Source organism: Halomonas sp. 328 (assembly GCF_015645095.1).
Lineage (GTDB): Bacteria > Pseudomonadota > Gammaproteobacteria > Pseudomonadales > Halomonadaceae > Bisbaumannia.
In genome coordinates, this window is the sequence record NZ_JADOTW010000012.1 from 1 (window position 1) to 24,635 (window position 24,635).

Sequence of the window (24,635 nt, forward strand, 5' to 3'; positions counted from 1 at the left end):
GCAGAGGCTATCTTCGTAAGCGGGGCTTCCAGTACATCACTAGCGTAGAAGCGGCTAACCAGGATGCGGCCATGACCACAGCGAAACAGCCTGACAGTGAAGGGCATCAGGAAGGAGCAATCAAGGGATGAGCCACCATACCCCCCTTAACTCACCCCCGAACACTCATGTATAGCACACCACCGCCTCAAGGATAGAGCACATGTTTCCTTTATATTTCAAGCATGACTTTGATATCGATTTCGTTACCGCCCTGTACCAGGACCTCCAGCATCATGATGCGAGCATAAGCCTTGTGCTCAGAACGAAGAGCGGAAGAGTCGTCACAGCCCCCAGCAAGGCAGGCATTGGAGAGATCAGGAACGAAAGCAACAAGCCCCTCTTCATAATGCACCAGAAAGAGAGCCTCGTGAACCTGAAGCACGCCGGAGCGCTTCAGGCCCCCTTGTTCGATTTTCTGAAGGACCGAGGTGTCGACCAACAGGAGGTCAGCTATGACCAGGGGATTATCTGCACCGTAATCTACGTTGCACTGGTTGCCGGCATTGGGCTCTTCTACACCACCAGCAATAATATCGAATTCCTCTACCCCTACCCCTTGCCTGCGTGGCTTTCACCCTCTCGGGCCTGGCATTGATGTCATATGCTTATCGCCCTGGCCAAGGAAAATGGTCCATCCCCGCCATGGTCATCCTCGCCATCGGCGCCTTGCCCACCTCGCCTTCGAGCCTCCTGGTACTGCCGATGATCAAAGCCTTCGGTCGCGCCAAGCTGCATCGGCTGCTTTACCGGGACAGTGAACAAGCAGAAGCCTCCCATGGCTAGTGCCCGCTACGGCACCGTCCCCCTACCCCACACAGGAGAATGAAACAGTGAGCAAGGAAGCAGAGAAGGCCGTATTCCAGGACCTGGATTTCGAGTGCCCCGCCTGCGCCTCCCATTTTTGCGAGGGATCGGAGTGGGTCACCGGCCTCCTGGCATCCAGGACGGCCGCTTGTCCCGACTGTGGTAGCGAGCTGCAGATCCAGGCAGAAGAGGAGGAACAGCTGGCGGACTTCATGAAGAGGAAGGGACGCTTCGGGAAGGCGATGTTTGCCTTTATGCTGCCCTACGGTATCGGCGGGCTGATCATTACCCTCTTTTTTGGCGGGCTCGGCTTTATGCTCTATCTACCCGTCGGGCTGGTGATCTTCGCGCTGCTGAAGCTGGTGTTCGATAACTCGTCCGATCTGTCGATTCGCCTGGACCAGGCCTAGCCCACTCTCACGACAAGGGGCCTCCCGCCGTGCGGGAGGCCCCTTGTCGTTGGCGGCCCCGGCGATCAGCCCAGTCGAGTGCGAATGGACGCTTCGATGCCGGCGGCGTCGAGGCCGCAGTCGGTGAGCAGTTCCGCCGGCTTGCCGTGCTCGACGAAGGCATCGGGCAGGCCCAGTTGCAGCAGCGGGGCCTGGATGCCCTCGGCGGCCAGCAGCTCGGCCACGGCGCTGCCGGCGCCACCGGCCACCACGTTCTCCTCCAGGGTCACCAGCAGGTCGTGGTCGGCGACGGCGGCCAGCACGGCGTCCCGGTCCAGCGGCTTCACCGAACGCATATTGAGGTGACTGGCGTCGAGGCGTTCGGCCACCTCGGCCGCGGCGGTATTGAGGCTGCCGAAGGCCAGCAGGGCGGCCCGGGCACCGGGGGCCGCGCCGCTCTCGCGGCGGGTCTCGGCCTGGCCGATGGGCAGGGGCGCCAGGTGCTCGGGAATCGCCACCCCGGGGCCGGTGCCGCGGGGGTAGCGCACCGCGGCGGGGCCGGGGTGATGATAGGCGGCGCTGAGCATGGCCCGGCACTCCGCCTCGTCGGCGGGGGCCAGCACCACCATGCCCGGCACGCAGCGCAGGAAGGAGAGATCCATGCTGCCGTGATGAGTGGGGCCATCCTCACCGACCAGGCCGGCCCGGTCGATGGCGAAGGTCACGTCCAGGTGCTGCACCGCCACGTCGTGGATCAGCTGATCGTAGCCGCGCTGCAGGAAGGTGGAGTAGATGGCCACCACCGGCTTGACGCCCTCGCAGGCCATGCCGGCGGCGAGCGTTACCGCGTGCTGCTCGGCGATGGCCACGTCGAAGTAGCGCTGGGGATACTCCCGGGAGAAACGGATCAGGTCGGAGCCCTCGCGCATGGCGGGGGTGATGCCGATCAGCCGGCTATCGGCGGCGGCCATATCGCAGATCCAGTCGCCGAAGACGTTGCAGTACTTCTTCGGGCTCTTCCTCGGCGGTGACACCTTGACCGGCGGCGGCGGTGTCTCGTCGCGCTTCTCCAGCTTGGTGATGGCGTGGTAGCCGATGGGATCCGCCTCGGCGGGGCGAAAGCCGCGCCCCTTGCGGGTCTTCACATGGAGGAACTGGGGGCCGTCCAGGTCGCGCATATTGCGCAGGGTCTGCACCAGCAGCGGCAGGTCATGACCGTCGATGGGGCCGATGTAGTTGAAGCCCATCTCCTCGAACAGGGTCGCCGGGCTGATCATGCCCTTCATGTGCTCTTCGGTGCGCCGCGCCAGCTCCAGGGCCCCGGGCAGGTGGGAGAGCACCTTCTTGCCGTTCTCGCGCATGGCGGTATAGGGCTTGCTGGCGAGGATCCGCGCCAGGTAGCTGGCGATGCCGCCGACGTTCTCGGAGATCGACATCTCATTGTCGTTGAGCACCACCAGCAGGTTGGCGTCCACGTGGCCGGCGTGGGCCAGGGCCTCGAAGGCCATGCCGGCGGTGAGGGCGCCGTCGCCGATCACCGCACAGGTACGCCGCTTCTCGCCCTTGGCGCGGGCCGCCAGGGCCATGCCCAGCGCCGCGGAGATGGAGGTGCTGGAGTGGCCCACGCCGAAGGTGTCGTACTCCGACTCGGCGCGGCTGGGGAAGGCCGCCAGGCCGCCGTACTGGCGAATACGCGGCATCGCCTCGCGGCGCCCGGTGAGGATCTTGTGGGGGTAGGCCTGGTGGCCCACGTCCCACACCAGGCGGTCATGGGGGGTCTCCAGGGCCTGGTGCAGGGCCACGGTGAGCTCCACCACGCCCAGGCCGGCGCCGAAGTGGCCACCGCTGCAGCCCACGCTGTAGAGCAGGTAGGCGCGCAGCTCGTCGGCCAGTTGCTGGAGCTGGGCGCTGGGCAGGGCGCGCAGCGCGGCCGGGGTGTCCAGGGCGTCGAGCAGCGGCGTGGCCGGGCGCTCGGCGGGAATCTCGTCGAACAGCTTCATGGGGTCATCCGCGTATCAGTGGTCGCGCTCGATCATGTAGCGGGCCAGCTCGGCCAGCGGCGTGGCGGCCTCGCCCAGGGGCGCCAGGGCGGCCAGGGCCTCCTGGAGCAGGCCATCGGCCTTGGCCCGGGCGCCGTCCAGGCCGAGCAGGGCCGGGTAGGTGGGCTTGTCGTGGGCGGCGTCGGCGCCCGCGGTCTTGCCCAGGGTGGCGGTGTCGCCGGTCACGTCGAGGATGTCGTCATGGATCTGGAAGGCCAGGCCCACGGCCCGGGCATAGGTGTCCAGGGCCACCACCCGGGGGTCGTCGTCGGCGGCGGCGCTGAGGGCGCCGAGGCGCACCGCGGCACGGATCAGGGCGCCGGTCTTGTGGCCATGCATGGTGGCCAGGGCCGCCACGTCGGGATGGCCGCCCACCGCGGCCAGGTCCAGGGCCTGGCCGGCGACCATGCCGTCGCGGCCGGCGGCCTCGGCCAGGGTCAGCATCAGGGCCGGCAGGCGCGGATGTGCGGCCCGGGCCAGCACCTCGAAGGCCAGCGCCTGGAGGGCGTCGCCGGCGAGAATCGCCGTGGCCTCGTCATAGGCCTTGTGCACCGTGGGCTGGCCGCGGCGCAGGTCGTCGTCGTCCATGGCCGGCAGGTCGTCGTGGACCAGGGAGTAGGCGTGGACCAGCTCCACCGCGGCGGCGGGGGCATCGAGGAGGGCGTCGTCGGCGCCCAGGGCGCGGCCGGCGGCATAGACCAGCACCGGGCGCAGGCGCTTGCCGCCCACCAGCAGGCCATGGCGCATGGCCGCCTCGAGGCGGGCCGAGGGGGGCGTTCGCGCGGCGAAGAGCCCCTCCAGCCAGGCATCGATGCGCGCCCGGTCGGCGGCCAGGCGCGTGGTCAGGGGCTCAGGCGTCATGGGGTACCTCATCGTCGGGGCCGGCGAAGGGGGCTATGCCCAGGCTGCCATCGTCCTGTTCCACCAGGCGGCGCACCTGCAGCTCGGCCTCGTCCAGGCGGCGCTGGGCGTCGCGGGTCAGGCCCACGCCCTGTTCGAAGGCCGCCAGGGAGGCCTCCAGGCTCAGTTCGCCGGACTCGAGACGTTCCACCAGCGTCTCCAGGCGTTCCAGGGTGGCGGCGAAGTCCTGCGGCTCGGCGCCCTCGGGTGTCGCGGTATCCTTGTCGGCCATGGCCCCCTCGTCGGCTAGTGACGCCGCGGCCGGCGTCGCCAAAAAGTCAAAGCGCACAGTATACACCCTCTGCCCCGGGGGGCGTCTGCCCCAGCATGGCCGGAGGCCTCGGTGCGCCCCTGCCTGGATGCAGCCGGCTCATGCTGGCGGCGCAGCATTTTCATCCGGCGCCTCGGGCGGCTGTGCTAGGATAGTGCCCCTGTTACGCCCCCTGCGTGATCCTCCATCCGCTTCGCGCCGGTTCCCCAGCCCCGCCGTCCGGAACCCGCCGCGCCCCTCAGGAGGCGAACAGGCACACACTATATGACTGATAAGCGGCCCCGCCGCGGAAAGGGTTGATTCGAGAATGGCCAAGACGTCGCTGGACAAGAGCAAGATCAAGATCCTGCTGCTCGAAGGTGTCCACCAGAGTGCGGTAGATAACTTCCTGAACGCCGGTTACACCAATATCGAGCACCTCGCCACCTCCCTGGACGAGGCGTCGCTGATCGAGAAGATCCGTGACGCGCACTTCATCGGTATTCGTTCCCGCACTCAGCTCAACGAGCGCGTCTTCGCTGCCGCCGAGAAGCTCGTCGCCGTCGGCTGCTTCTGCATCGGCACCAACCAGGTCGACCTGAACGCCGCCCTGCGCCGCGGTATCCCGGTCTTCAATGCTCCCTACTCCAATACCCGCTCGGTGGCCGAACTGGTGCTGGCCGAGGCGATCATGCTGCTGCGCGGCATTCCCCAGAAGAGCCACTCCGCCCACCAGGGCGGCTGGATGAAGAGCGCCAAGAACTCCCACGAGGCCCGCGGCAAGACCCTGGGTATCGTCGGCTACGGCAATATCGGCGCCCAGCTCTCGGTGCTGGCCGAGTCCCTGGGCTTCGACGTCATCTTCTACGACGTGGTGACCAAGCTCGGCATGGGCAACGCCCGCCAGGTGGCCAGCCTCGAGGAGCTGCTGGCCCGCGCCGACGTGGTCAGCCTGCACGTGCCGGAACTGCCCTCCACCAAGTGGATGATCGGCAAGGAGCAGATCGCGCTGATGAAGCAGGGCGGCATCCTGATCAATGCCTCCCGGGGCAGCGTGGTGGTGATCGAGGACCTGGCCGTGGCGCTCAAGGAAGGCAAGCTGCTGGGCGCGGCCATCGACGTCTTCCCGGTGGAGCCCAAGGGCAACGACGAGGAGTTCGTCAGCCCGCTGCGCGGCCTGGACAACGTCATCCTCACCCCCCATGTGGGCGGCTCCACCCTGGAGGCCCAGGAGAACATCGGCGTCGAGGTCTCCGAGAAGCTGATCACCTACTCCGACAACGGCACCACCGTGACCTCGGTGAACTTCCCCGAAGTGGCCCTGCCGGCCCACCCGGACAAGCACCGCCTGCTGCATATTCACGACAACGTGCCGGGCGTGCTCTCCGAGATCAACCATGTGCTCTCCGAGAACGATATCAATATCTCCGGCCAGTACCTGCAGACCAACGACAAGGTCGGCTATGTGGTGATCGACGTGGACAAGGCCTATGGCGCCAAGGCCCTGGAGGCCCTCAAGCAGGTGGAGCACACCCTGCGCGTGCGGGTGCTCTACTCCGAGGTCAACTTCGATAGCTGAAGAAGCCTCCGGGGCGGGAACAGGGTAGAGCGAGGGTTTTTTGTCCAGGGATGGCAAAAGTAGCTCCCAGGGAAGGGTTTACAGCGCCTCGCGAAAACCTGTCCCGGCCCGTCCCCGCGGCGCCCCCTCTGCCGTATACAGCGCCCCCGGCTCTCGCCGGGGGCGCTGGCGTTTGGGGCCTTGATCCAGGTCAAGGCCGCAGGATGCAGCGATCCGCCGCCTTGAGTAGAATGGCGCCTCCCCAACCCGGTCCGTCCTTTGCGAGGACGACTACCAGGAGAGAGAGATGACCCAGGATTCCCCGCGGATCGTGGTGGCGGCGCTTTATCAGTTCGTCACCCTCGAAGACTATGAGGCCCTGCGCGAGCCGCTGCGCCAGACCATGCTCGCCCATGACGTCAAGGGCACCCTGTTGCTGGCCCGGGAGGGCATCAATGGCACCGTCTCCGGCCCCCGGGAGGCCATCGACGCCCTGCTGGCCTGGCTCCAGGCCGACCCGCGCCTGGCCGCCCTGGACCACAAGGAGTCCTACTGCGACGCCCACCCCTTCTACCGCACCAAGGTGAAGCTCAAGCGGGAGATCGTCACCCTGGGCGTGCCGGGCATCGACCCCAACGACACCGTGGGTACCTATGTGGAGCCGGAGCAGTGGAACCAGGTGATCAGCGACCCCGAGGTGCTGGTGATCGATACCCGCAACGACTACGAGGTGGCCATCGGCAGCTTCGAGGGCGCCATCGACCCCAAGACCACCACCTTCCGCGAGTTCCCGGACTATGTGCGCCAGCACTATGATCCGAGCAAGCACAAGAAGGTGGCCATGTTCTGCACCGGCGGTATCCGCTGCGAGAAGGCCTCCAGCTTTATGCTCAAGGAGGGCTTCGAGGAGGTCTACCACCTCAAGGGCGGCGTGCTCAACTACCTGGAGAAGGTGCCCGAGGCGCAGTCCCTGTGGCGCGGCGAGTGCTTCGTCTTCGATAACCGGGTCACGGTGCGCCACGACCTGAGCCGCGGCGACTACGACCAGTGTCACGCCTGCCGCATGCCGGTCTCCGCCGAGGAGATGCGTTCCGAGCAGTACGAGCCCGGGGTCAGCTGCCCCCACTGCTACGACAGCCTGCCGGAGAAGACCCGCGCCGCCGCCCGGGAACGCCAGCGCCAGATCGAGCTGGCCAAGGCCCGGGGCGAGCCCCACCCCATCGGCCGCGACCCGCGGCAGATGAAGGTCGCCGAGGCCGAGGAGGCGTAGGCCCCAGCCCCGAGTGATCACACGGCCACCGCGTCTCGACGCGGTGGCTTTTTTCGTGGTAATGGTTAACCTTCGAATGGATTTTCTACGGGATGCCCCACGGGGCATCCCGCGCTTTTCTGGAGGGAGTCATCATGCCGACCGGGCCGGCCTATCTCACCGTGGTGCTGGTATGGGCCACCACGCCCCTGGCCATCAAGTGGAGCGCCGAGGCCGGCGCCCCGGTGGGCAGCGTCTGGCTGCGCATGGCCATCGCCGCGGTGCTGGCCCTGCTGATCCTGCGCCTGCTGGGCCGTGGCCTGCCCCGCTCGCGGCGCGCCCTGATCAGCTATGCGGTGGCGGTACCCGGGGTGTTCGGCGCCATGGCGTTGAGCTACCGCGCCTCCATGAGCCTGCCCTCGGGGCTGCTGTCGGTGATGTTCGGCCTGGCGCCGCTGATCTCGGGGCTGATTCTCCAGGCGCTGCCCGGCGCCACCCGCCTCAAGCCCTGGCACTGGCTGGGGTGCCTGCTGGGGGTGACGGGCCTGGCGGTGATCTTCGCCGACTCCCAGGGCGCCGGGGTCGACCAGCTCGGCGCCCTGGCCATGATGGTGGCGGCGGTGACCCTGTTCAGCGGCAGCGGCATCGCCGTGCAGCGGGTGGCGGCGGGGCTGCCGCCTTTGGAGCAGACCGCCGGCGCCCTGTTGCTGTCGATGCCCTGCTTCGCGCTACTCTGGCTGGCCAGCGGCGAGCCGCTGATGGTGCCGCTGACGCCCCGCGGCCTCTGGGCGGTGCTCTACCTGGCGCTGTTCGGCTCGCTGATCGGCTTCCTCTGCTATTACCTGATCCTTTCGCGGCTGGCCGCCGCCACCGTGGCCCTGGTCACCCTGATCACCCCGGTGCTGGCCCTGGGGCTGGGCATGGCGCTGAACGGCGAGCGCCCCAGCCTCTCCATGTGGCTGGGGGCGGCGCTGATCCTGGTGGCCCTGGGCGCCTACCTGTTCGGAGACCGCCTGGCGCGGCGGGCCGCCAAGCGGGCTGCCCTGCCCTGAGAAGAGCGCCATCTTGGTCGGAGCCGGACGTGGAGATCACACGACGTCCGCGAGGACGCTGGCGCAAGTGTCGCCGCGCACGGAAATCGACAGGGATGTCGATTTAGCGATCGGCGAGAGGGACCTCGTTCCGGCGCGACGTGCAAGCGGCTAGCGTCGCGCCAGGGTTTCGTCCGAGTGAGTCGTGGATCCCACGTTTCGGGCCCGGGGAGCGGCGGCTGCAGAGGGAATAGCCCCCTAGAAATAGGTGGCCATCTCCTCCACCACCCGCAGGTCGTCGTCCACCAGGCAGACCCGCCGCCACTTGTCGAAGGTCAGGCAGGGGTGGGAGGTGCCCAGGGCGACGATATCCCCCACCCGCACCTCGCCGCCGTTGCCGGGCAGCCCCGGCTCGGCGACGGGCATCGCGGGCAGCTCCACGAAGGCATGCTGGTCCATCAGTTTGGTGATGCGCCAACCCGCCACCGACAGCGAATGATGCGGGTCGCCGCCCTCGCGGTGGCGGCGCAGCGGCTCCGGTAGCTGATCGTGGCCGATATCCCGCTTGCCCAGGCCGAGGATGGCGCGGCCCGGCTCCGGCAGGGAGATCACCTGGGCATAGACCTCCAGGGCCGGGCGCAGCCCCTGCTCCAGCTCGGGGCGCCGACCCAGCACGCCGCGCTGGGCCTCCCGATAGATGCCGTGGTCGTGGACCACATAGCAGCCGGGGCGCAGCACCGGCACGAAGTGGCGGCCCAGGTGCGCTTCCCGGAACACCTCGGCGATCAGGTCGTACCAGGCGGAGCCGGAAGCGGTGATCAGCGGCGCCTCGGCCTCGATCAGGCCGTCGTGATCCAGGGCCTGGGCGGCCTCCACCAGATGCCAGGCGTAGCTGCGCACCGCCCGGGCCGGATCCTCGCCGAACACCACCCCCTCGTAGCCTTCCAGGCCGGCCAGCACCAGGGCCGGCTCGGCCTCGATCAGCTCGCCCAGGGCCAGCACCTCGTCCTGATCGCGACAGCCACAGCGCCCGCCCGGCACGCCCAGCTCGATCAGCACCCGCAGACGCAACCCCCGGACGCCGAAGTAGCGGCTGAGCTGGGCCACATTGGCGGCACTGTCCACCACGCAGTAGAACTCGGCGCCGGCCTCCAGCAGCGAGGCGACGATGGCCATGTTGGCCTCGCCCACCAGCTGGTTGGCCATCAGCAACCGGGGGATTCCGGCGGCGAAGGCGGCCCGGCACTGGGCGGCGGTGGCCAGGGTGATGCCCCAGGCGCCAGCATCCAGCTGACGCCGGAACAGCGCCGGGGTCATGGTGGTCTTGCCGTGGGGCGCCAGGCGGGCGCCGTGGTCGTCGGCGAAGCGCTGCATCCAGGCCAGGTTGTGCTCGAATGGCGCCTGGTGGATCACCGCCGCTGGCAGGCCGACGCCGGAGAGCAGGTCGGGGCCGGTCTCGATGGCGCCCTTGTCGAGGGGCCAGGCGGCGGGCGTCGGGGCAGGGCTGGCGTCGGGGCGGGCCGATGGCATGGGCACTCAGGGCTCCTTGTCGGGGTCGGGGTCGGGGTCGGGGGCCGAGTCGGGATCCGCGGCTAGCAGCGGGGCCAGCTCGTCGAGGCGGGCCTTGAGCTCGGCCAGTAGCGCCGGGGCCTCGGCCAGCTCGCCGCCACGGGCCAGGGTCTCCAGGCGCAGCGCCGTGGCCCCCAGGGCCCGGGCGCCGATCACCAGGGCCGAGCCCTTCAGGGTATGGGCGGCGCGGCGCAGTGTCACGCCGTCGCCGCCGGCGATGGCGGCCTCGACCTCGGCCATCAGGGCCGGACATTCGCCCCGGAAGAGCGCCTCCATCTCCTCGAGCAGCGCCTCCTTGCCCTCCAGGTTGGCCAGGGCCCCGGCCCGATCCCGCACCGGCTCGCCCGCCGCCTGGTCCGCAGGCGCCGGTGGCGTGGGTTCCGGCGGTGTGGGCTCGAGGGGCGCCGGCGGCGCCTCGTCGACGGCCACGCCCCGCGGGGGCGCTTCCACCGCCCGGTAGAGCTCGGCGGCGCGAAACGGCTTGGTGACATAATCGTCCATGCCCGCCGCCAGGCAGCGTTGACGATCCTCTCGGGTGGCACTGGCGGTCATCGCCACCACCGTCAGGTGGCCACCGCGGCGGCGCTCCCGCTCACGCAGCGCCCGGGTCGCCGTTAGGCCATCCATTACCGGCATATGCACGTCCATCAGCACCACCTCGAACTCCCGCTCGGCCAGCGCCGCCAGGGCCTCGGCGCCCTGGGTAGCCAGCTCGACATGATGACCGCGCTGGCTCAGCAGGTCGATGGCCACCCGCTGGTTGGTGACGCCATCCTCCACCAGCAACACCCGGCGCGGGCGCCAGTCCGCCGGCCGCGCCTCGGCGTCGGCACGCGTCGGCGTCGCCAGTCGGGGCTCGGCGCCCAGGGCCTCGCTGACCGCCTCCAGCAGCTCCGACTGCTTGACCGGCTTCATCAGCAGCCGGCCGATCCCCAGCCGCTGGCGGCGGCTGGCGTCGCCGGCCCGGCTGCCGGAGGAGAGCATCAGCAAGGCCATGTCGCCATGGCGGGGATGAGCGCGCAGGCGCTCGGCCAGGGTGAAGCCATCCATGCCCGGCATCATCACGTCGAGCAGCGCCAGGGGCAGCGGCTCGGCCACCTCGTCCAGGGCCGCCAGGGCTGCCTCGCCGCCGTCTACCACCCGGGGCCGCATGCCCCAGCTGGTGAGGATCTCCTCGAGGATACGGCGATTGGTCTGGTTATCGTCCACCACCAGCACCCGCTGGTCTTCCAGCAGCCGGGAACGCGGGGCGGCGGCCGGGGCCTCGGCGAGACCGAAGTCGGCACCGAAGGTGAAGCGACTGCCGCGCCCGTCGGGGCCGCTGTCGACGCGGATCTCACCGCCCATCATGGCGACCAGTTGAGCGGCGATGGAGAGCCCCAGGCCGGTGCCGCCATTGACCCGGGTGGTGGAGGTATCGGCCTGGCCGAAGGCCTCGAAGATCTGCTGGCGCTGGGCCTCGGGGATGCCGATCCCGGTATCGCGCACCTCGAAACCCAGGCGCACCCGCTGCGCCTCCCGGGCCTCCAGAGAGAGATCCACGACGACCTCACCCTGGGGGGTAAACTTGATGGCGTTGCCCACCAGGTTGACCACCACCTGACGCAGCCGCAGCGGATCCCCCAGCAGTTGGTCGGGCACCTCCGGAGGAATATGCACCGCCAGTTCGAGGCCCTTCTCGTCGGCGCGCAGGGCCAGGGTCTGCAGGGTGTCGGCGAGGGTATCGCGCAGCGGGAAGGGGCGCGCCTCCAGCTCCAGGCGCCCCGCCTCGATCTTGGAGAAGTCGAGGATCTCGTTGATCAGCCCCAGCAGGGTGTCCGCCGAAGTCTGGATCAGCGCCACGTACTCCGCCTGCTGGGGCGTCAGTTCGGTGCGCTCGAGCAGCTCGGCGACGCCGATCACCCCGTTCATGGGGGTGCGGATCTCGTGACTCATGTTGGCCAGGAACTCGCTCTTGGCGAGGCTGGCCCGCTGGGCCTCGTCCCGGGCCCGGCGCAGCTCGGTCTGGGAACGCCGCAGCGCCCGGGCGGCCTCCTCCAGCTCGGCGGTACGCTCGGCGACCCGCTCCTCCAGGCGGTGGCGGTGCTGCTCCAGCTCGGTGATATCGGAATAGACCGCCACATAGCCGCCGTCGCCGGTGCGGTGCTCGCTGACCTGGATGCACAGGCCGTCGCTGCGCACGAACTGGTAGGGGCCCCGAGGGTCGTGGTGCTGGGCCAGGCGCTCACGGATCCATGCCTCGGCGGAAGCGAAGCCGCGGGGCATCAGGCCCCGCTCGGCCACCGCCCGCAGCAGCGCCTCGAAGGCCATGCCCTCCTGCACCAGGTCGCCGGGGGTGACGAAGTGCTCCTTGAAGCGGGAGTTGTAGAGCACCAGGCGGTCATCGGCATCATAGAGGGCGAAGCCCTCGGCGATCGACTCCAGGGCCTCGGTGAGCTGGTCGCGGGCCGCCTCGGCCCGGGCCTGGGCCTCCTCGGTGAGGGTCACCAGGGCCTCCAGGTGGGCGCGCTGGGCCTCGAACTCGGTGATGTCGGTATAGATGGCCACCACCCCGCCGCCACGGGTACGCCGCTCGCTGACCCGGAGCTGCTTGCCGTCGGTGCGCCGGTAGGTGAAGGAAGCGCCGGGGTCACGACGCCGGGCCAGGCGGGCGGCGATCCAGGCCTCCGGCTCGTTGTCGCCGATATCGATCAGCCCCGACCCCACCACGGTACGGATCAGGGTCTCGAAGCGCATGCCCGGCTCGACCACCTCGGCGGCCCCGGAGAAGTCGTCGCGGAAGCGCCGGTTACAGAGCACCAGGCGATCGTCCGCGTCGTAGAGGGTGAAGCCCTCGGAGATGCTCTCGATGGCCTCGGCCAGCTGCCGATAGGCGGCCTGGGCCTCGGCGCGGGCGGCCTCGGCGGCGGCCAGGCGCGCCTCGATCGTCATCATGGCCGGCTCCTGGTCTCGTAGGCGGTGCCAGGAGGCCTCGGGCCAACCGCCTGGGCGGCCCCCCTAGACACCTCGATCGTCATCATGGCCGGCTCCTACCTAGTCAGGCGAATCGTCGAGCAGGCCACGTAGCCGGCCCTGGCCCTCGAGGCGCATCAGTGCCTCCACCAGGGCCGCGGTGCGCATGTCCAGTCCCTCCGACTCGACCCGCCCCAGGCAACGGCGGAAGGCGTCCAGCAGCCGCGCCTCGAGCCAGGCCTGAGCGCTCTCGCGCTCCCAGGGGCACACCCCCTGGGCCCACTCCAGGTAGGCCAGCCCCGACCCGGCGGCGTTACCGAGGATATCCGGCAGCACGAAGACCTCCCGCTCGTGGAGGCTCTCCTCCGCCTCCAGCAGGGTGGGGCCATGGGCCCCCTCCGCCAGCAGGCGGCAGTTCAGCCGCGGGGCGTTCTCGGCGGTGACCTGCTGCTGCACCGCCGCCAGTACCAGGATGTCGCAGGGCAGGCCGAGCAGGTCGCCATTGTCGAGGGGCTCGCCGCCGGCGAAACCGGCCAGGGCACCCTGGCTCGCCAGGTGCGCCTCCAGCGCCGCCAGGTCGAGGCCCGCCGGGTCCTGTCGCGCCCCGGAGGCGTCGCCGACGGCGATCAACCTGACGCCCCGGGCCACCAGTTGACGGGCCGCGGCCAGCCCCACCTGGCCGAGGCCCTGGAGCACCACCCGGGCGCCGCCCAGGGCAAGGCCGAGATGCTCCGCGGCGGCGGCGATCAGCGCCACCAGGCCGGCGCCGATGGCGGCCTGGCGCTCCGGCAGGCCGCCCAGCAGGGCCGGCTTGCCGGTCACCGGCACCCCCTCGTCGAGCAGCCAGGCCATGGCCCGCTCATCGACGCCCAGGCCAGGGGCGAGGATATCCCGCCCCGTGGACAGGTCGCCCCTGAGCTCCCGGGCGAAGGCGCGCAGCAGGCGCTGGCGCTCGCCGGCATTGAGGGCGGTGGGGTCGACCCTTACCCCGCCCTTGGCGCCGCCGCAGGGCAGGCCCAGCAGGGCACACTGCCAGGTTGCCCACATCGCCAGGGCGGCCATCTCGCCGAGCCCCAGCTCCGGATGCAGGCGCACGCCACCCAGGGTCGGCCCCGGTAGACGCAGGTGCTGCACCCGGTAGCCGAACAGGGTCTCCGCCTGATGGTGGTCGTCGCGCCGGAAGGGGAAGGTGACCAGCCGCGCCCGCTGGGGAAACAGCAGCCGCTGGCGCAGGCCATCGTCCAGGGCCATCACCTGGGCCGCCTTGAGGAACTGCTGCTGGGCCTGGCGGAACAGCGGCGAGTCCCACTCGCCGCCGCGCACCCGAGCCCGCGCCAGGGTGTAGCGCACCGTGCGCCCCAGGGCGGCGCCCTTGAGGTTGGACTTGACCAGGTAATCGGAGGCCCCGGACTCCACCGCCCGGGCCGCCAGCTGCAGGTCATCGAGGCCAGTGAGGATCACCACCGGGACCTGGGGCGCCACCAGGCGCACCCGCCACAGGGTCTCCAGCTCCTGGCTGTCCGGCAGCACCAGGTCGAGCAGTACCAGGTCGACGCGGCCCTTGACCAGGCGAGTCAGTCCCTCGGCCAGGGTGGTAACCGCCTCCACCTCGCAGCGCAGCTGGGCATCTTCCTTGAGCAGCTGCTGAATCAATCGACTATGCAGGGGGTTGTCTTCCACCAGCAGCAGACGCAGGGGGGAATCGGCCATGGCACGCCTCGCTCAGGGGATACTGCCTTAAGCGTAGGCCAGGGACTCGGAAGGGAAAGTGGCGACGAGAGGGAAAAATGCCGGCCACCGGGGAGGGTGGCCGGCGAAGGCAGCTTATGCCACCGAGAGAATCTTCATCGTATTGGTGCCGCCATGGGCGTTCATATGGTCGCCGCGGGTGAGGATCACCTGATCGCCGGGGCCGGCGATGCCGCGGGCCTGGAGCTCGTCCAGGGCGCGGGCATTGAGTTCGGTGGCCTCCATGGCGCGGGTGTCGAAGAGCACCGAGACCACGCCCCGATAGAGGGCCATGCGCCGCTGGGCGATGGGGCTGTGGGCCAGGCCGACGATGGGCAGGCCGGAGCGGATGCGCGAGGCGATCAGCGGCGTGTAGCCGGTGGCGGTCATGCAGGCGATGGCCGCCACGCCGGCCAGGTGGTTGGCGGCGTACATGGCCGACAGGGCCACCGTCTCGTCGATCTTCGAGAAGCCCTCGTGGATGCGGTGGCCCGACTCCTGGGCGGTGCGCTCGCGCTCGGCGCCCAGGCACAGGCGGTGCATCGCCTCGATGGTCTCCACCGGGTAGTCGCCGGCGGCGGTCTCGGCGGAGAGCATCACCGCGTCGGTGCCGTCGAGCACCGCATTGGCCACGTCGAACACCTCGGCGCGGGTGGGCAGGGGCGCGCTGATCATCGACTCCATCATCTGGGTCGCGGTGATCACCGCCCGGTTGAGCTTGCGGGCGCGGCTGATGATGCGCTTCTGCACGCCGATCAGCTGAGCGTCGCCGATCTCCACGCCGAGGTCGCCGCGGGCCACCATCACCGCCTCGGAGGCGCGGATGATGCCATCCAGGGTCTCCGGGTCGGCCACCGCCTCGGCGCGCTCGACCTTGGCCACCAGGCCGATCTCCTTGCCGGCCTCGCCGAGCAGTTCGCGGGCCTCCTGCATGTCGGCGGCGCTGCGCGGAAAGGACACCGCCAGGTAGTCGACGCCGATGTCGATGGCGGTCTTGAGGTCGGTCTTGTCCTTGTCGGTGAGGGCCGCGGCGGAGAGGCCGCCGCCCTGCTTGTTGATGCCCTTGTTATTGGACAGCCGCCCGCCGACGGTCACGGTGGTGTGCACCTCGGGGCCGTCGATACGGGTCACTTCCAGCACCAGGCGGCCGTCGTCGAGGAGCAGGACGTCGCCGACCGATACGTCCTCGGCCAGAGACTTGTAGTCGCAGCCGACCCGCTCGGCATTGCCCGCCTCGGTGTCCATGGCCATGTCAAGGACGAAGGCCTGGCCCTCGGCGAGGGTCACGGCGCCCTCGCTGAAGCGGGCGATGCGGATCTTGGGGCCCTGGAGGTCGCCGAGGGCGGCGACGCTGCGCCCCAGACGGTCGGCGATCTCGCGCACCGCCTGCAGGCGGCGGCGGTGATCCTCGGCGGTACCGTGGGAGAAGTTGAGGCGCACCACGTCGACGCCGGCGTCGATCATCGCCTCGAGCACGCCCTCCCGGTCGCTGGCGGGGCCCAGGGTGGCGACGATCTTGGTGCGGCGCAATGGGGAGTGGGGCAAAGCGTTCATGCGGTCCTCGGCAGCACCAGGATGGCGCGGAAATCGTTGACGTTGGTGCGGGTCGGCCCGGTGATGATCAGGTCGTCCAGCTCGGCGAAGAAGCTGTAGGCGTCGTTGCGCGCCAGGTAGTCCAGGGGCGCCAGCCGCGCCGCCTTGGCCCGGGCCCAGCAGTCGGGGCCGAACTGGGCGCCGGCGTTGTCCTCGGAGCCGTCGATGCCGTCGGTGTCGATGGCCAGGGCGTGGATGCCCTCGGCGCCCTTGAGGGCCTCGAAGAGCCCCAGGAGGTACTCGACGTTGCGCCCGCCGCGGCCATCGCCCTGGACGGTGACGCTGGTCTCGCCCCCGGAGAGGATCAGCAGCGGCTCGGTGATTTCACCCTGCAGGGTCAGCGCCAGGCGCGCCTGGGCGCGGCCCAGGTCGCGGGCCTCGCCCTCCAGGTCGTCGCCCAGCACGCGCACCGCCAGGCCGCTCGCCTCGGCGCTCCGGCGGGCCGCTTCCAGGGCCTCGGCGGCCCGGGCCAGCACCACCTCCTCGTCCCGGGCGAAGCCGGCATCGTCGCGGCGCGGCGCGCTGGTGTCCGCCACCAGGTGGCGACGCACGCTGTCGGGGATCTCGATGCCATAGCGCTCGAGGATCGCCAGGGCGTCCGCCGGGGTGGAGTCGTCCGGCAGGGTGGGGCCGGAGGCGATCAGGGTGGGGTCATCGCCGGGCACGTCGGAGATCAGGTAGGTGACGACTCGGGCCGGGTGGGCGGCGGCGGCCAGGCGCCCGCCCTTGATGGCGGAGAGGTGGCGACGCACGGTGTTGATCTCGCGGATCGGTGCCCCGCAGCGCAGCAGCGCCTTGTTGAGCTGCTGCTTCTGGTGCAGGGTCAGGCCGGGGGCCGGCAATGTCATCAGCGCCGAGCCGCCGCCGGAGACCAGGGCGATCACCAGGTCATCCTCGCCGAGGCCTTCCACCGCCTCGAGCATGCGCCGGGCGGCCTTCTCGCTGAGGTCATCGGGCATCGGGTGGGAGGCCTCGAGGACCTCGATGCGCCGGCACTCGGCGCCGTGCTCGTAGCGAGTGACCACCAGGCCACTCAGCTCGGCCTCGGGGTAGCGCTGCTGCCAGGCGTGTTCCAGGGCCGCGGCCATGGCCGCGGCGGCCTTGCCGGCGCCGACCACCAGGGTGCGCCCCTTGGGCGGCTCGGGCAGGTTATCGGGTAACAGAGAATCGGGGTGCACGGCGGCAACCGCCGTCTGAGCGAGACGCGACAGCCACTGGCGCGCCGCCTCATGACTCGAAAAGGGAGCGATAGCATTCATCGGCAGACTCCTCACGGAAGCCGCAACGGGCGGAAAAGGGGGAAGAAAAAAAGCCGGTGACGGCCAAGGGCCTACCACAGGGAGACCGCCACCGGAGAAGGGCCACATGCGTGGCATGGCAGACGACGACCCGGCGCCTGCCAGTCAGGAACTCGATGGGACGCGGCGAAGGTCGTTTCACCGCGGCCCACCCAATCCCTGGGGGGAGGGTTTACTTGTCGCTGACGCTATGGTCGGCGAGCTGCTCCAGGGCGCGCAGGATGCCGGCGTGATCCCAGTCGGCGCCGCCATGGGCCACGCAGGCCTGGAAGAGTTGCTGGGCGTTGGCGGTCCCCGGCAGCGACAGGTTGAGGCTGCGGGCGCCTTCCAGGGCCAGGTTGAGGTCCTTCTGATGGAGCTTGATCTTGAAGCCCGGATCGAAGGTACCGTTGATCATGCGCTCGCCGTGAACGTCGAGGATCTTCGAGGTGGCCAGGCCGCCGAGCAGGGACTCGCGTACCTTGGCCACGTCGGCGCCGGCCTTGGAGGCGAACAGCAGGCCTTCGGCCACCGCCTCGATGGTCAGGGCGACGACGATCTGATTGGCCACCTTGCAGGTCTGGCCGGCGCCGTGACCGCCGATATGGGTGATGGTCTTGCCCATCACTTCCAGCACCGGCTTGGCGCGGGCGAAGCCTTCCTCGGTGGCACCGACCATGATGGTCAGGGCGGCATTGATGGCACCGCCTTCGCCGCCGGAGACCGGAGCGTCGACGTACTCGCCGCCGGCTTCCACGATGCGCTTGGCGAACTCCTGGGTGGCGATCGGCGCGATGGAGCTCATGTCGATCACCAGGGAGCCCGGCTTGAGGCCCTCGACCACGCCGTTCTCACCGAACAGCACCTGCTCCACGTCCGGGGTATCCGGCACCATGGTGATGATGATCTCGGCGGCCTCGGCCACCGCCTTGGGGTTGGCCACCACCTGGGCGCCCTTGTCGGCCAGGTCCTGGGGAATCGGGCTGCCATGCTGCACGGTGAAAATCTCGTGGCCGGCGTCCAGCAGGTGACCCGCCATGGGGCGACCCATGATGCCCAGGCCGATAAAACCGATCTTGCTCATAGTCTCTCTCCTTCTTACTTGGGTCAGACCCCGGCGGTACCGTCACCGCCGGCCAGGTGCACGCTCACGGACCTGGCACCCTGACTGGGGTCTGACCCCATGGGGTCAGTTACTTAGCGCACGCTATCCAGCCAGCCCAGGCCTTCCACGGTGGTGGTCTTGGGCTTGTATTCGCAGCCGATCCAGCCGTCGTAACCGAGACGGTCGAGGTGGGCGAACAGGAAGGTATAGTTGATCTCGCCGGTGCCCGGCTCATGACGGCCCGGGTTGTCGGCGAGCTGCACATGGGCGATGCGCGCCAGGTGCGTCTCCATGGTCGGGGCCAGATCCCCTTCCATGATCTGCATGTGATAGATGTCGTACTGCAGCTCGAGGTTGTCGCTGCCCACTTCGTCGAAGATCGCCAGCGCCTGCTCGGTGCCGTTGAGGAAGAAGCCGGGGATATCGCGGGTGTTGATCGGCTCGGCGATCAACCGGATGCCGGCGGCCTCGAGCTTCTCGGCGGCGAAACGCAGGTTCTCCACCAGGGTCTGGCGGGCCTGGTCGTCGCTGACGCCTTCCGGCTTGATGCCGGCCAGGCAGTTGACCTGGGTGTTGCCGAGCACCTTGGCGTAGGCGATGGCCTTGTCGACGCCGGCGCGGAACTCGTCCACACGATCCGGGTGACAGGCGATACCGCGCTCGCCGGCGCCCCAGTCACCGGCCGGCAGGTTGAAGAGCACCTGGGTCAGGCCATTGGCGTCCAGGCGCTGCTTGATTTCGTCGGCGCCGAAGTCGTAGGGGAAGAGGTACTCGACGCCCTGGAAACCGGCCTTGGCGGCGGCCTCGAAGCGGTCGAGGAAGTCCACCTCGGTAAACAGCATGCTGAGGTTGGCGGCAAACTTGGGCATGATCGGCTCCTGTTGAAACGGGTTTCCGGAACCGCCGCCCGAGGGCGGCGGAGTGCCGTCTACTTTAGGTCAAAGAGGCGATGGAGGTCGGGGCGTCTTCCTGATTCTCGGCCAGGGCCTCGAACTCGTTGACGCCGCCCAGGTCGGTGCCCATGGCGATATTGGTGACCCGCTCGAGGATCACCTCGACCACCACCGGCACCCGGTATTCGGCCATCAGCTTGCGCGCTTCCTCGAGAGCCGGCGCGATATCCTCGGGCTGGGTGACGCGCAGCGCCTTACACCCCAGGCCTTCCACCACGGAGACGTGATCGACGCCGTAGTCGTTGATCTCCGGGCAGTTGATGTTCTCGAAGGAGAGCTGCACCTGGTAGTCCATGTCGAAGCCGCGCTGGGCCTGGCGAATCAGCCCCAGGTAGGAGTTGTTCACCAGCACATGGATGTAGGGCAGCTTGAACTGAGCGCCCGCGGCCAGCTCTTCGATCATGAACTGGAAGTCGTAGTCACCGGAGAGGGCGACGACTTCGGCGTCCGGATCGGCGCGGCACACGCCCAGGGCGGCCGGGATGGTCCAGCCCAGGGGGCCGGCCTGACCACAGTTGATCCAGTGGCGCGGCTTGTAGACGTGCAGGAACTGGGCGCCAGCGATCTGCGACAGACCGATGGTGCTGACGTAGCGGGTGTTCTTGCCGAAGACCTTGTTCATCTCTTCGTAGACGCGCTGGGGCTTGACCGGCACGTTGTCGAAGTGAGTCTTGCGCAGCAGGGTGCGCTTGCGCTCCTGGCACTCCTCGGCCCAGGCGCTGCGGTTCTTCAGCTTGCCTGAGGCCTTCCACTCCTTGGCCACCTCGATAAACAGCTCCAGGGCCGCCTTGGCGTCGGAAACGATGCCGTAGTCCGGGCCGAAGATGCGACCGACCTGGGTCGGCTCGATGTCCACGTGAACGAACTTGCGGCCTTCGGTGTAGGTGGAGATCTCACCGGTGTGGCGGTTGGCCCAGCGGTTACCGATGCCCATCACGAAGTCGGAAGCCAGCATGGTGGCGTTGCCGTAACGGTGGGAGGTCTGCAGACCCACCATGCCCGCCATCAGCGGATGGTCGTCGGGGATGGTGCCCCAGCCCATCAGGGTCGGGATGACCGGCACGCCGGTGAGCTCGGCGAATTCGGTGAGCAGGTCGCTGGCGTCGGCGTTGATCACGCCACCACCGGCCACCAGCAGCGGGCGCTCGGCGTCGTTGAGCAGCTCCATGGCTTTCTCGGCCTGGGCGCGGCTCGCGGTGGGCTTGTAGGCCGGCAGCGGCTCATAGGTGTCCGGATCGAACTCGATCTCGCTCATCTGCACGTCGATGGGCAGGTCGATCAGCACCGGGCCCGGGCGCGAGGAGCGCATCAGGTGGAAGGCCTGCTGGAAGGCGCGCGGCACCTGGGCCGGCTCCAGCACGGTGACGGCCCACTTGGTGACCGGACCGGCGATCTCCTGGATGTTGACCGCCTGGAAGTCTTCCTTGTGCAGCTTGGCGCGCGGCGCCTGGCCGGTGATGCAGAGGATCGGAATGGAGTCGGCGCTGGCGGAGTAGAGGCCGGTGATCATATCGGTGCCGGCGGGGCCGGAGGTACCGATACAGACGCCGATGTTACCGGCCTTGGTGCGGGTGTAGCCCTCGGCCATGTGCGAGGCGCCCTCGACGTGGCGAGCCAGGACGTGATCCACGCCGCCGACCTTGCGCAGGGCGGCATAGAAGGGGTTGATGGCGGCGCCGGGCACGCCGAAGGCGATATCGATGCCCTCTTTCTTCAGAACGTGAACGGCGGCTTCTGCTGCGGTCATCTTGGCCACGACGATTCCTCCTCGGTGACACGGTAATCAGGGTTCTTGCCATTCAAGGTAGGCGGGCGCCGCCACCCTGTCAATATTTTATGGAAGACATTTCCACAGAAATTACCAAAGAACAGAAAACCTCTTTTATTTCAAAAATTTGCATCTCCAGAAATTTTGTCAAAATGCCATCCAATTATCATAGAATCAGCGACAAAACCCAGACACGCCGAAGGGGCCGACGGGATACCCCGCCGGCCCTCCGAGACTGGCTAGAGGGAGGCTCAGTCCAGGGTGACGCGAACCGCCAATGGATGCTCGTCGCAGTTGTTGCCGGTGCCGCCCCGGTCGACCACCAGGAACTCGCCCTCGCGCTCCAGCACCGACTGGATGGCGTGCCAGGTGCCGGCGCGGTAGTTGACGCCCTGACGGCCATCGGTGACGAAGGCGCGCACCTGGGCCGGGTCGATCTTGTCCCCCGGCGGAGCCACCACCACCAGGAAGCGCTCCTCGTGCAGCGGCACGAAGGCCTGGCTGCCCTGGGGGTGACGCTCCAGGAAGTCGAGGCTCAGGGGCACCTCCACCGGCTGGCTGACGAAGATGCTGATCAGCGTCCGCGCCTCCTCGCCCAGGGTCTCCACCTTGGCCAGGTCGTGGTAGCGCTTGGTGCGCCCGGCATTGATGGGGAAGAAGTCGGCGCCCCGGGTGTCGATGACATCACCGAAGGGAGCGAAGGCCTCCCGCGTCAGGGGGGCGGCGGTGAGTTCCAGCATCACGTCCTCCTCGCGACTCAACGCTGCAGGCCGCGGTAGGCGGCGGAGGCATTGAGTTTCATGTGGCGGTTGACGTCCTTGTAGAGCAGGTAGCGGAACGGGCCCGGACCACCGGCATAGCAGGCCTGCGGGCAGAAGGCGCGCAGCCACATGTAGTCACCCGCTTCCACCTCGACCCACTCCTGGTTGAGGTGATAGACCGCCTTGCCCTCGAGCACATAGAGGCCGTGCTCCATGACGTGGGTCTCGTCGAAGGGGATCACGCCGCCGGGCTGGAAGGTGACGATATTGACGTGCATGTCGTGACGCATGTCGGACTGGTCGACGAAACGGGTGGTGACCCACTTCTCGTCGGTGCCCGGCATGGCGATCGGCTCGACATCGTTCTCGTTGGTGACGAAGGCCTCCGGCACCTCGATGCCCTCGACGAACTCGTAGGCCTTGCGGATCCAGTGGAAACGCACCGCGGCGTCGCTCTCGTTGCGCAGGCTCCAGTCGCTGCCCGGCGGAATGAAGGCGTAGCCGCCCGGCTGCATCACATGCTTCTCGCCGGCCAGGGTCAGCACCATCTCGCCCTCGACCACGAAGAGCACGCCCTCGGCGCCCTCGTCCAGCTCGGGCTTGGTGCTGCCGCCGCCGGGAGAGACTTCCACGATGTACTGGGAGAAGGTCTCGGAGAAGCCGGTCATCGGACGCGCCAGCACCCACAGACGGGTGTTTTCCCAGAACGGCAGGTAGCTGATGACGATGTCCCGCAGCACGCCCTTGGGAACGATGGCGTAGGCCTCGGTGAAGACGGCGCGGTCGGAGAGCAGCTGGGTCTGGGGCGGATGGCCGCCCTGGGGGGCGTAATAGGTATTACGAGCCATGGTGTGTCCTCGTTGGTTGGGAATAACCGCTCTCTGCGATGCAACAGGCACCCGGCGGTTGTGTTCGGGCCGCGCCGCCGGGTCGGCAAAGCACGGCAAAAAATCTCTGGAAACTATTTCCAATTTAAGCTTCAATCAGAGTCAAGGCAAGGCCGCAAATAGTCCGTATACAAGATTAGCCATAGCGGATTGATCCTTCGCCTTGCTCCAGGCCAGCCCAGCGGGCGCCTGGAGAGGGGAGCGACGCAGAAGCGCTTCCTCGGAGTGCATGAGCCCGCATGCACTCGCGTACACCTCAAGAAACAACAAAATGAGGCAATATCATGTCTGAACCCTCTTCCAGCGCGACCAAGGCGGCTGCCGCCAAGCCATCCGGCTGGCGTATCCCGCATATCTACGTGATCCTGGTGATCTTCATCGCCCTGGCGGCGATCGCCACGCATTTCGTTCCGGCCGGCCAGTTCGAGCGCATCCCCGGGCCCAATGGACGGATCACCATCGACGCCGAGTCGTTCCAGTATGTGGACTCGAACCCCGCCGGTGTCGTCGATTTCATGCTGGCCATCCCCAATGGCCTGATGAGTGCCGGCGAGGTGGTGTTCTTCACCTTCATGATCGGCGGCATGTTCATGGTGCTGCGCCGCACCGGCATCATCGAGATCGGCGTCGACAAGCTGAGCCGGCGCTTCGCCAACCAGAGCCTGCTGATGATCCCGGTACTGATGACGGTATTCGCCGTGGTGGCGACCATCATCGGCACCCAGGAGCTCGCCCTGGTCTACGTGCCGGTGATCCTGCCGCTGATGATCGCCCTGCGCTTCGACTCGGTGACCGCCGCCGCCGTGGCCCTGTGTGCCACCACGGCCGGCTTCGCCACCGGCATCCTCAACCCCATCAATACCGGCCTCGGCCAGCAGCTCTCCGACCTGCCCCTCTATTCGGGGTTTGGCCTGCGCGCCGCCGCCTTCGCCGTGGTACTCGGCGCGGGCATCTTCTTCGTGATGCGCTATGCCCGCAAGGTGCGTGAGAACCCCAGCCTCAGCCTGATGGCCGACGACGAGGGTGAGGCCGAGAAGCGCCGCCTCTACCTGCACGCCGACGACGAAGGCGCCCTGACCGCCAACGGCCGTCAGAAGCTGGCCGCCATCGCCACCTTCGCCTTCTTCGGCATCCTGGTCTATGGCGTACTGCGCCAGGGCTGGTTCATGATGGAGATGGCGGGCCTGTTCATCGTCATGGGCATCGTCGTCGGCATGATCGCGGGCCTTAACACCGAAGCCATCTGCGAGGCCTTCAACAAGGGCTTCCGCGATGTGCTGGTGGGCGCCATGATCGCCGGCGTGGCGCGTGGCGTAGCCGTCGTCCTGGAAGGCGGCCAGATCATGGACACCCTGGTCATGGGCCTCGGCAGCCTGGTCGGCGAACTGCCCTCGCTGCTCTCCGCCATCGGCATGTACTTTGCCCAGCTCGCCTTCAACTTCGTGGTGCCCTCCGGCAGCGGCCAGGCCCTGGTCACCATGCCGATCATGGCACCGCTCTCCGACCTGATCGGCGTGACCCGCCAGACCGCAGTGCTGGCCTACCAGCTCGGCGACGGCATGGGCAATATCCTCTACCCCACCTCCGGCTACTTCATGGCCACTCTGGCCATCGCCGGCGTGCCCTGGCAGAAGTGGGTGAAATTCTTCTTCCCGCTGTTCTGCCTCTGGGTAGTGATCGCCCTGGGCTTCCTGGCCTTCGCCCAGGCCACCCAATGGGTCGGCTGATCGCCTGACGCGCCGATCCCCGCCCCACCCCCATGCCCCGCCCGGCCTCGCCG

Annotated in this window: 19 protein-coding genes; 6 read left to right on the plus strand and 13 right to left on the minus strand. The window is 68.5% G+C overall.

Annotated features, from left to right (window positions below; genetic code table 11):
- Nucleotides 1-202 precede the first annotated feature (202 nt).
- Both IHD13_RS07500 and IHD13_RS07505 read left to right on the plus strand, forming a co-directional pair.
- A complete protein-coding gene (locus tag IHD13_RS07500) occupies nt 203-637 on the plus strand; it encodes a hypothetical protein (protein WP_195860421.1) in 435 nt (144 codons plus the stop codon).
- Between the two features lie 235 nt (nt 638-872).
- Nucleotides 873-1,256: a hypothetical protein gene (locus IHD13_RS07505; protein WP_195860422.1), complete on the plus strand. Its 384-nt coding sequence runs from the start codon at nt 873-875 to the stop codon at nt 1,254-1,256.
- Nucleotides 1,257-1,321: 65 nt separating this feature from the next.
- Here IHD13_RS07505 and dxs read toward each other — a convergent pair whose 3' ends face one another.
- Genes dxs through IHD13_RS07520 form a run of 3 tightly spaced genes read right to left on the minus strand, consistent with a single transcriptional unit; the run spans nt 1,322 to nt 4,406 of the window.
- Nucleotides 1,322-3,235 carry a 1-deoxy-D-xylulose-5-phosphate synthase gene (gene dxs / locus IHD13_RS07510; protein ID WP_195860423.1) on the minus strand — a complete coding sequence of 638 codons (1,914 nt, stop codon included), beginning with the start codon at nt 3,233-3,235 and terminating at the stop codon, nt 1,322-1,324.
- Nucleotides 3,236-3,250: 15 nt separating this feature from the next.
- Nucleotides 3,251-4,135, minus strand: a complete 885-nt coding sequence (gene ispA, locus IHD13_RS07515; protein ID WP_195860424.1) for a (2E,6E)-farnesyl diphosphate synthase — start codon at nt 4,133-4,135, stop codon at nt 3,251-3,253.
- The gene (locus tag IHD13_RS07520) at nt 4,125-4,406 is read right to left on the minus strand and encodes an exodeoxyribonuclease VII small subunit (protein WP_195860425.1); all 282 of its coding nucleotides are present in this window, start codon (nt 4,404-4,406) and stop codon (nt 4,125-4,127) included. The genes ispA and IHD13_RS07520 overlap by 11 nt, the downstream gene beginning before the upstream one ends.
- 346 nt (nt 4,407-4,752) lie before the next feature.
- On the opposite strand from IHD13_RS07520, the gene serA reads away from it, so the two are divergent.
- From serA to IHD13_RS07535, 3 genes are all read left to right on the plus strand, one after another.
- On the plus strand, nt 4,753-6,003 hold the full coding sequence (gene serA, locus IHD13_RS07525; protein WP_195860426.1) for a phosphoglycerate dehydrogenase: 1,251 nt from the start codon (nt 4,753-4,755) through the stop codon (nt 6,001-6,003).
- 286 nt (nt 6,004-6,289) lie between these two features.
- On the plus strand, nt 6,290-7,252 hold the full coding sequence (trhO, locus tag IHD13_RS07530; protein WP_195860427.1) for an oxygen-dependent tRNA uridine(34) hydroxylase TrhO: 963 nt from the start codon (nt 6,290-6,292) through the stop codon (nt 7,250-7,252).
- Between the two features lie 134 nt (nt 7,253-7,386).
- Nucleotides 7,387-8,283, plus strand: a complete 897-nt coding sequence (locus IHD13_RS07535; RefSeq protein WP_195860428.1) for a DMT family transporter — start codon at nt 7,387-7,389, stop codon at nt 8,281-8,283.
- A gap of 237 nt (nt 8,284-8,520) precedes the next feature.
- Here the strand turns inward: IHD13_RS07535 and IHD13_RS07540 are convergent, their stop codons facing one another.
- From IHD13_RS07540 to IHD13_RS07585, 10 genes are all read right to left on the minus strand, one after another.
- A complete protein-coding gene (locus tag IHD13_RS07540) occupies nt 8,521-9,792 on the minus strand; it encodes an amino acid deaminase (protein ID WP_195860429.1) in 1,272 nt (423 codons plus the stop codon).
- 6 nt (nt 9,793-9,798) lie between these two features.
- Nucleotides 9,799-12,765, minus strand: a complete 2,967-nt coding sequence (locus IHD13_RS07545; RefSeq protein ID WP_195860430.1) for a hybrid sensor histidine kinase/response regulator — start codon at nt 12,763-12,765, stop codon at nt 9,799-9,801.
- A gap of 99 nt (nt 12,766-12,864) precedes the next feature.
- Nucleotides 12,865-14,493 carry a Glu/Leu/Phe/Val dehydrogenase dimerization domain-containing protein gene (locus tag IHD13_RS07550; protein WP_195860431.1) on the minus strand — a complete coding sequence of 543 codons (1,629 nt, stop codon included), beginning with the start codon at nt 14,491-14,493 and terminating at the stop codon, nt 12,865-12,867.
- 114 nt (nt 14,494-14,607) lie between these two features.
- A complete protein-coding gene (gene pyk / locus IHD13_RS07555; protein ID WP_195860432.1) occupies nt 14,608-16,065 on the minus strand; it encodes a pyruvate kinase in 1,458 nt (485 codons plus the stop codon).
- Nucleotides 16,062-17,363, minus strand: coding sequence for a glycerate kinase type-2 family protein (locus IHD13_RS07560; protein ID WP_195860433.1), 1,302 nt, complete (start codon nt 17,361-17,363; stop codon nt 16,062-16,064). Before IHD13_RS07560 ends, pyk begins: the two co-directional genes overlap by 4 nt.
- Before the next feature lie 211 nt (nt 17,364-17,574).
- Nucleotides 17,575-18,465, minus strand: a complete 891-nt coding sequence (locus IHD13_RS07565) for a 2-hydroxy-3-oxopropionate reductase (protein WP_195860434.1) — start codon at nt 18,463-18,465, stop codon at nt 17,575-17,577.
- A gap of 113 nt (nt 18,466-18,578) precedes the next feature.
- The gene (gene hyi / locus IHD13_RS07570) at nt 18,579-19,355 is read right to left on the minus strand and encodes a hydroxypyruvate isomerase (RefSeq protein WP_195860435.1); all 777 of its coding nucleotides are present in this window, start codon (nt 19,353-19,355) and stop codon (nt 18,579-18,581) included.
- A gap of 64 nt (nt 19,356-19,419) precedes the next feature.
- On the minus strand, nt 19,420-21,195 hold the full coding sequence (gcl, locus tag IHD13_RS07575) for a glyoxylate carboligase (RefSeq protein WP_195860436.1): 1,776 nt from the start codon (nt 21,193-21,195) through the stop codon (nt 19,420-19,422).
- Nucleotides 21,196-21,458: 263 nt separating this feature from the next.
- The gene (locus tag IHD13_RS07580; RefSeq protein WP_195860437.1) at nt 21,459-21,947 is read right to left on the minus strand and encodes an ureidoglycolate lyase; all 489 of its coding nucleotides are present in this window, start codon (nt 21,945-21,947) and stop codon (nt 21,459-21,461) included.
- A gap of 17 nt (nt 21,948-21,964) precedes the next feature.
- Nucleotides 21,965-22,816, minus strand: coding sequence for a bifunctional allantoicase/(S)-ureidoglycine aminohydrolase (locus IHD13_RS07585; RefSeq protein WP_195860438.1), 852 nt, complete (start codon nt 22,814-22,816; stop codon nt 21,965-21,967).
- 323 nt (nt 22,817-23,139) lie between these two features.
- Here IHD13_RS07585 and IHD13_RS07590 point away from each other — a divergent pair, with 323 nt between their 5' ends.
- Nucleotides 23,140-24,582: a YfcC family protein gene (locus IHD13_RS07590; RefSeq protein ID WP_195860439.1), complete on the plus strand. Its 1,443-nt coding sequence runs from the start codon at nt 23,140-23,142 to the stop codon at nt 24,580-24,582.
- The last annotated feature ends 53 nt before the right edge of the window (nt 24,583-24,635 follow it).

Bases quoted from the DNA above. Each gene is read 5' to 3' on its own strand.
- IHD13_RS07500 (WP_195860421.1), top strand. From the start codon at position 203: ATGTTTCCTTTATATTTCAAGCATGACTTTGATATCGATTTCGTTACC.
- dxs (WP_195860423.1), bottom strand. From the start codon at position 3,235: ATGAAGCTGTTCGACGAGATTCCCGCCGAGCGCCCGGCCACGCCGCTG.
- ispA (WP_195860424.1), bottom strand. From the start codon at position 4,135: ATGACGCCTGAGCCCCTGACCACGCGCCTGGCCGCCGACCGGGCGCGC.
- IHD13_RS07520 (WP_195860425.1), bottom strand. From the start codon at position 4,406: ATGGCCGACAAGGATACCGCGACACCCGAGGGCGCCGAGCCGCAGGAC.
- serA (WP_195860426.1), top strand. From the start codon at position 4,753: ATGGCCAAGACGTCGCTGGACAAGAGCAAGATCAAGATCCTGCTGCTC.
- trhO (WP_195860427.1), top strand. From the start codon at position 6,290: ATGACCCAGGATTCCCCGCGGATCGTGGTGGCGGCGCTTTATCAGTTC.
- IHD13_RS07535 (WP_195860428.1), top strand. From the start codon at position 7,387: ATGCCGACCGGGCCGGCCTATCTCACCGTGGTGCTGGTATGGGCCACC.
- IHD13_RS07540 (WP_195860429.1), bottom strand. From the start codon at position 9,792: ATGCCATCGGCCCGCCCCGACGCCAGCCCTGCCCCGACGCCCGCCGCC.
- IHD13_RS07545 (WP_195860430.1), bottom strand. From the start codon at position 12,765: ATGATGACGATCGAGGCGCGCCTGGCCGCCGCCGAGGCCGCCCGCGCC.
- IHD13_RS07550 (WP_195860431.1), bottom strand. From the start codon at position 14,493: ATGGCCGATTCCCCCCTGCGTCTGCTGCTGGTGGAAGACAACCCCCTG.
- pyk (WP_195860432.1), bottom strand. From the start codon at position 16,065: ATGAACGCTTTGCCCCACTCCCCATTGCGCCGCACCAAGATCGTCGCC.
- IHD13_RS07560 (WP_195860433.1), bottom strand. From the start codon at position 17,363: ATGAATGCTATCGCTCCCTTTTCGAGTCATGAGGCGGCGCGCCAGTGG.
- IHD13_RS07565 (WP_195860434.1), bottom strand. From the start codon at position 18,465: ATGAGCAAGATCGGTTTTATCGGCCTGGGCATCATGGGTCGCCCCATG.
- hyi (WP_195860435.1), bottom strand. From the start codon at position 19,355: ATGCCCAAGTTTGCCGCCAACCTCAGCATGCTGTTTACCGAGGTGGAC.
- IHD13_RS07580 (WP_195860437.1), bottom strand. From the start codon at position 21,947: ATGCTGGAACTCACCGCCGCCCCCCTGACGCGGGAGGCCTTCGCTCCC.
- IHD13_RS07585 (WP_195860438.1), bottom strand. From the start codon at position 22,816: ATGGCTCGTAATACCTATTACGCCCCCCAGGGCGGCCATCCGCCCCAG.
- IHD13_RS07590 (WP_195860439.1), top strand. From the start codon at position 23,140: ATGTCTGAACCCTCTTCCAGCGCGACCAAGGCGGCTGCCGCCAAGCCA.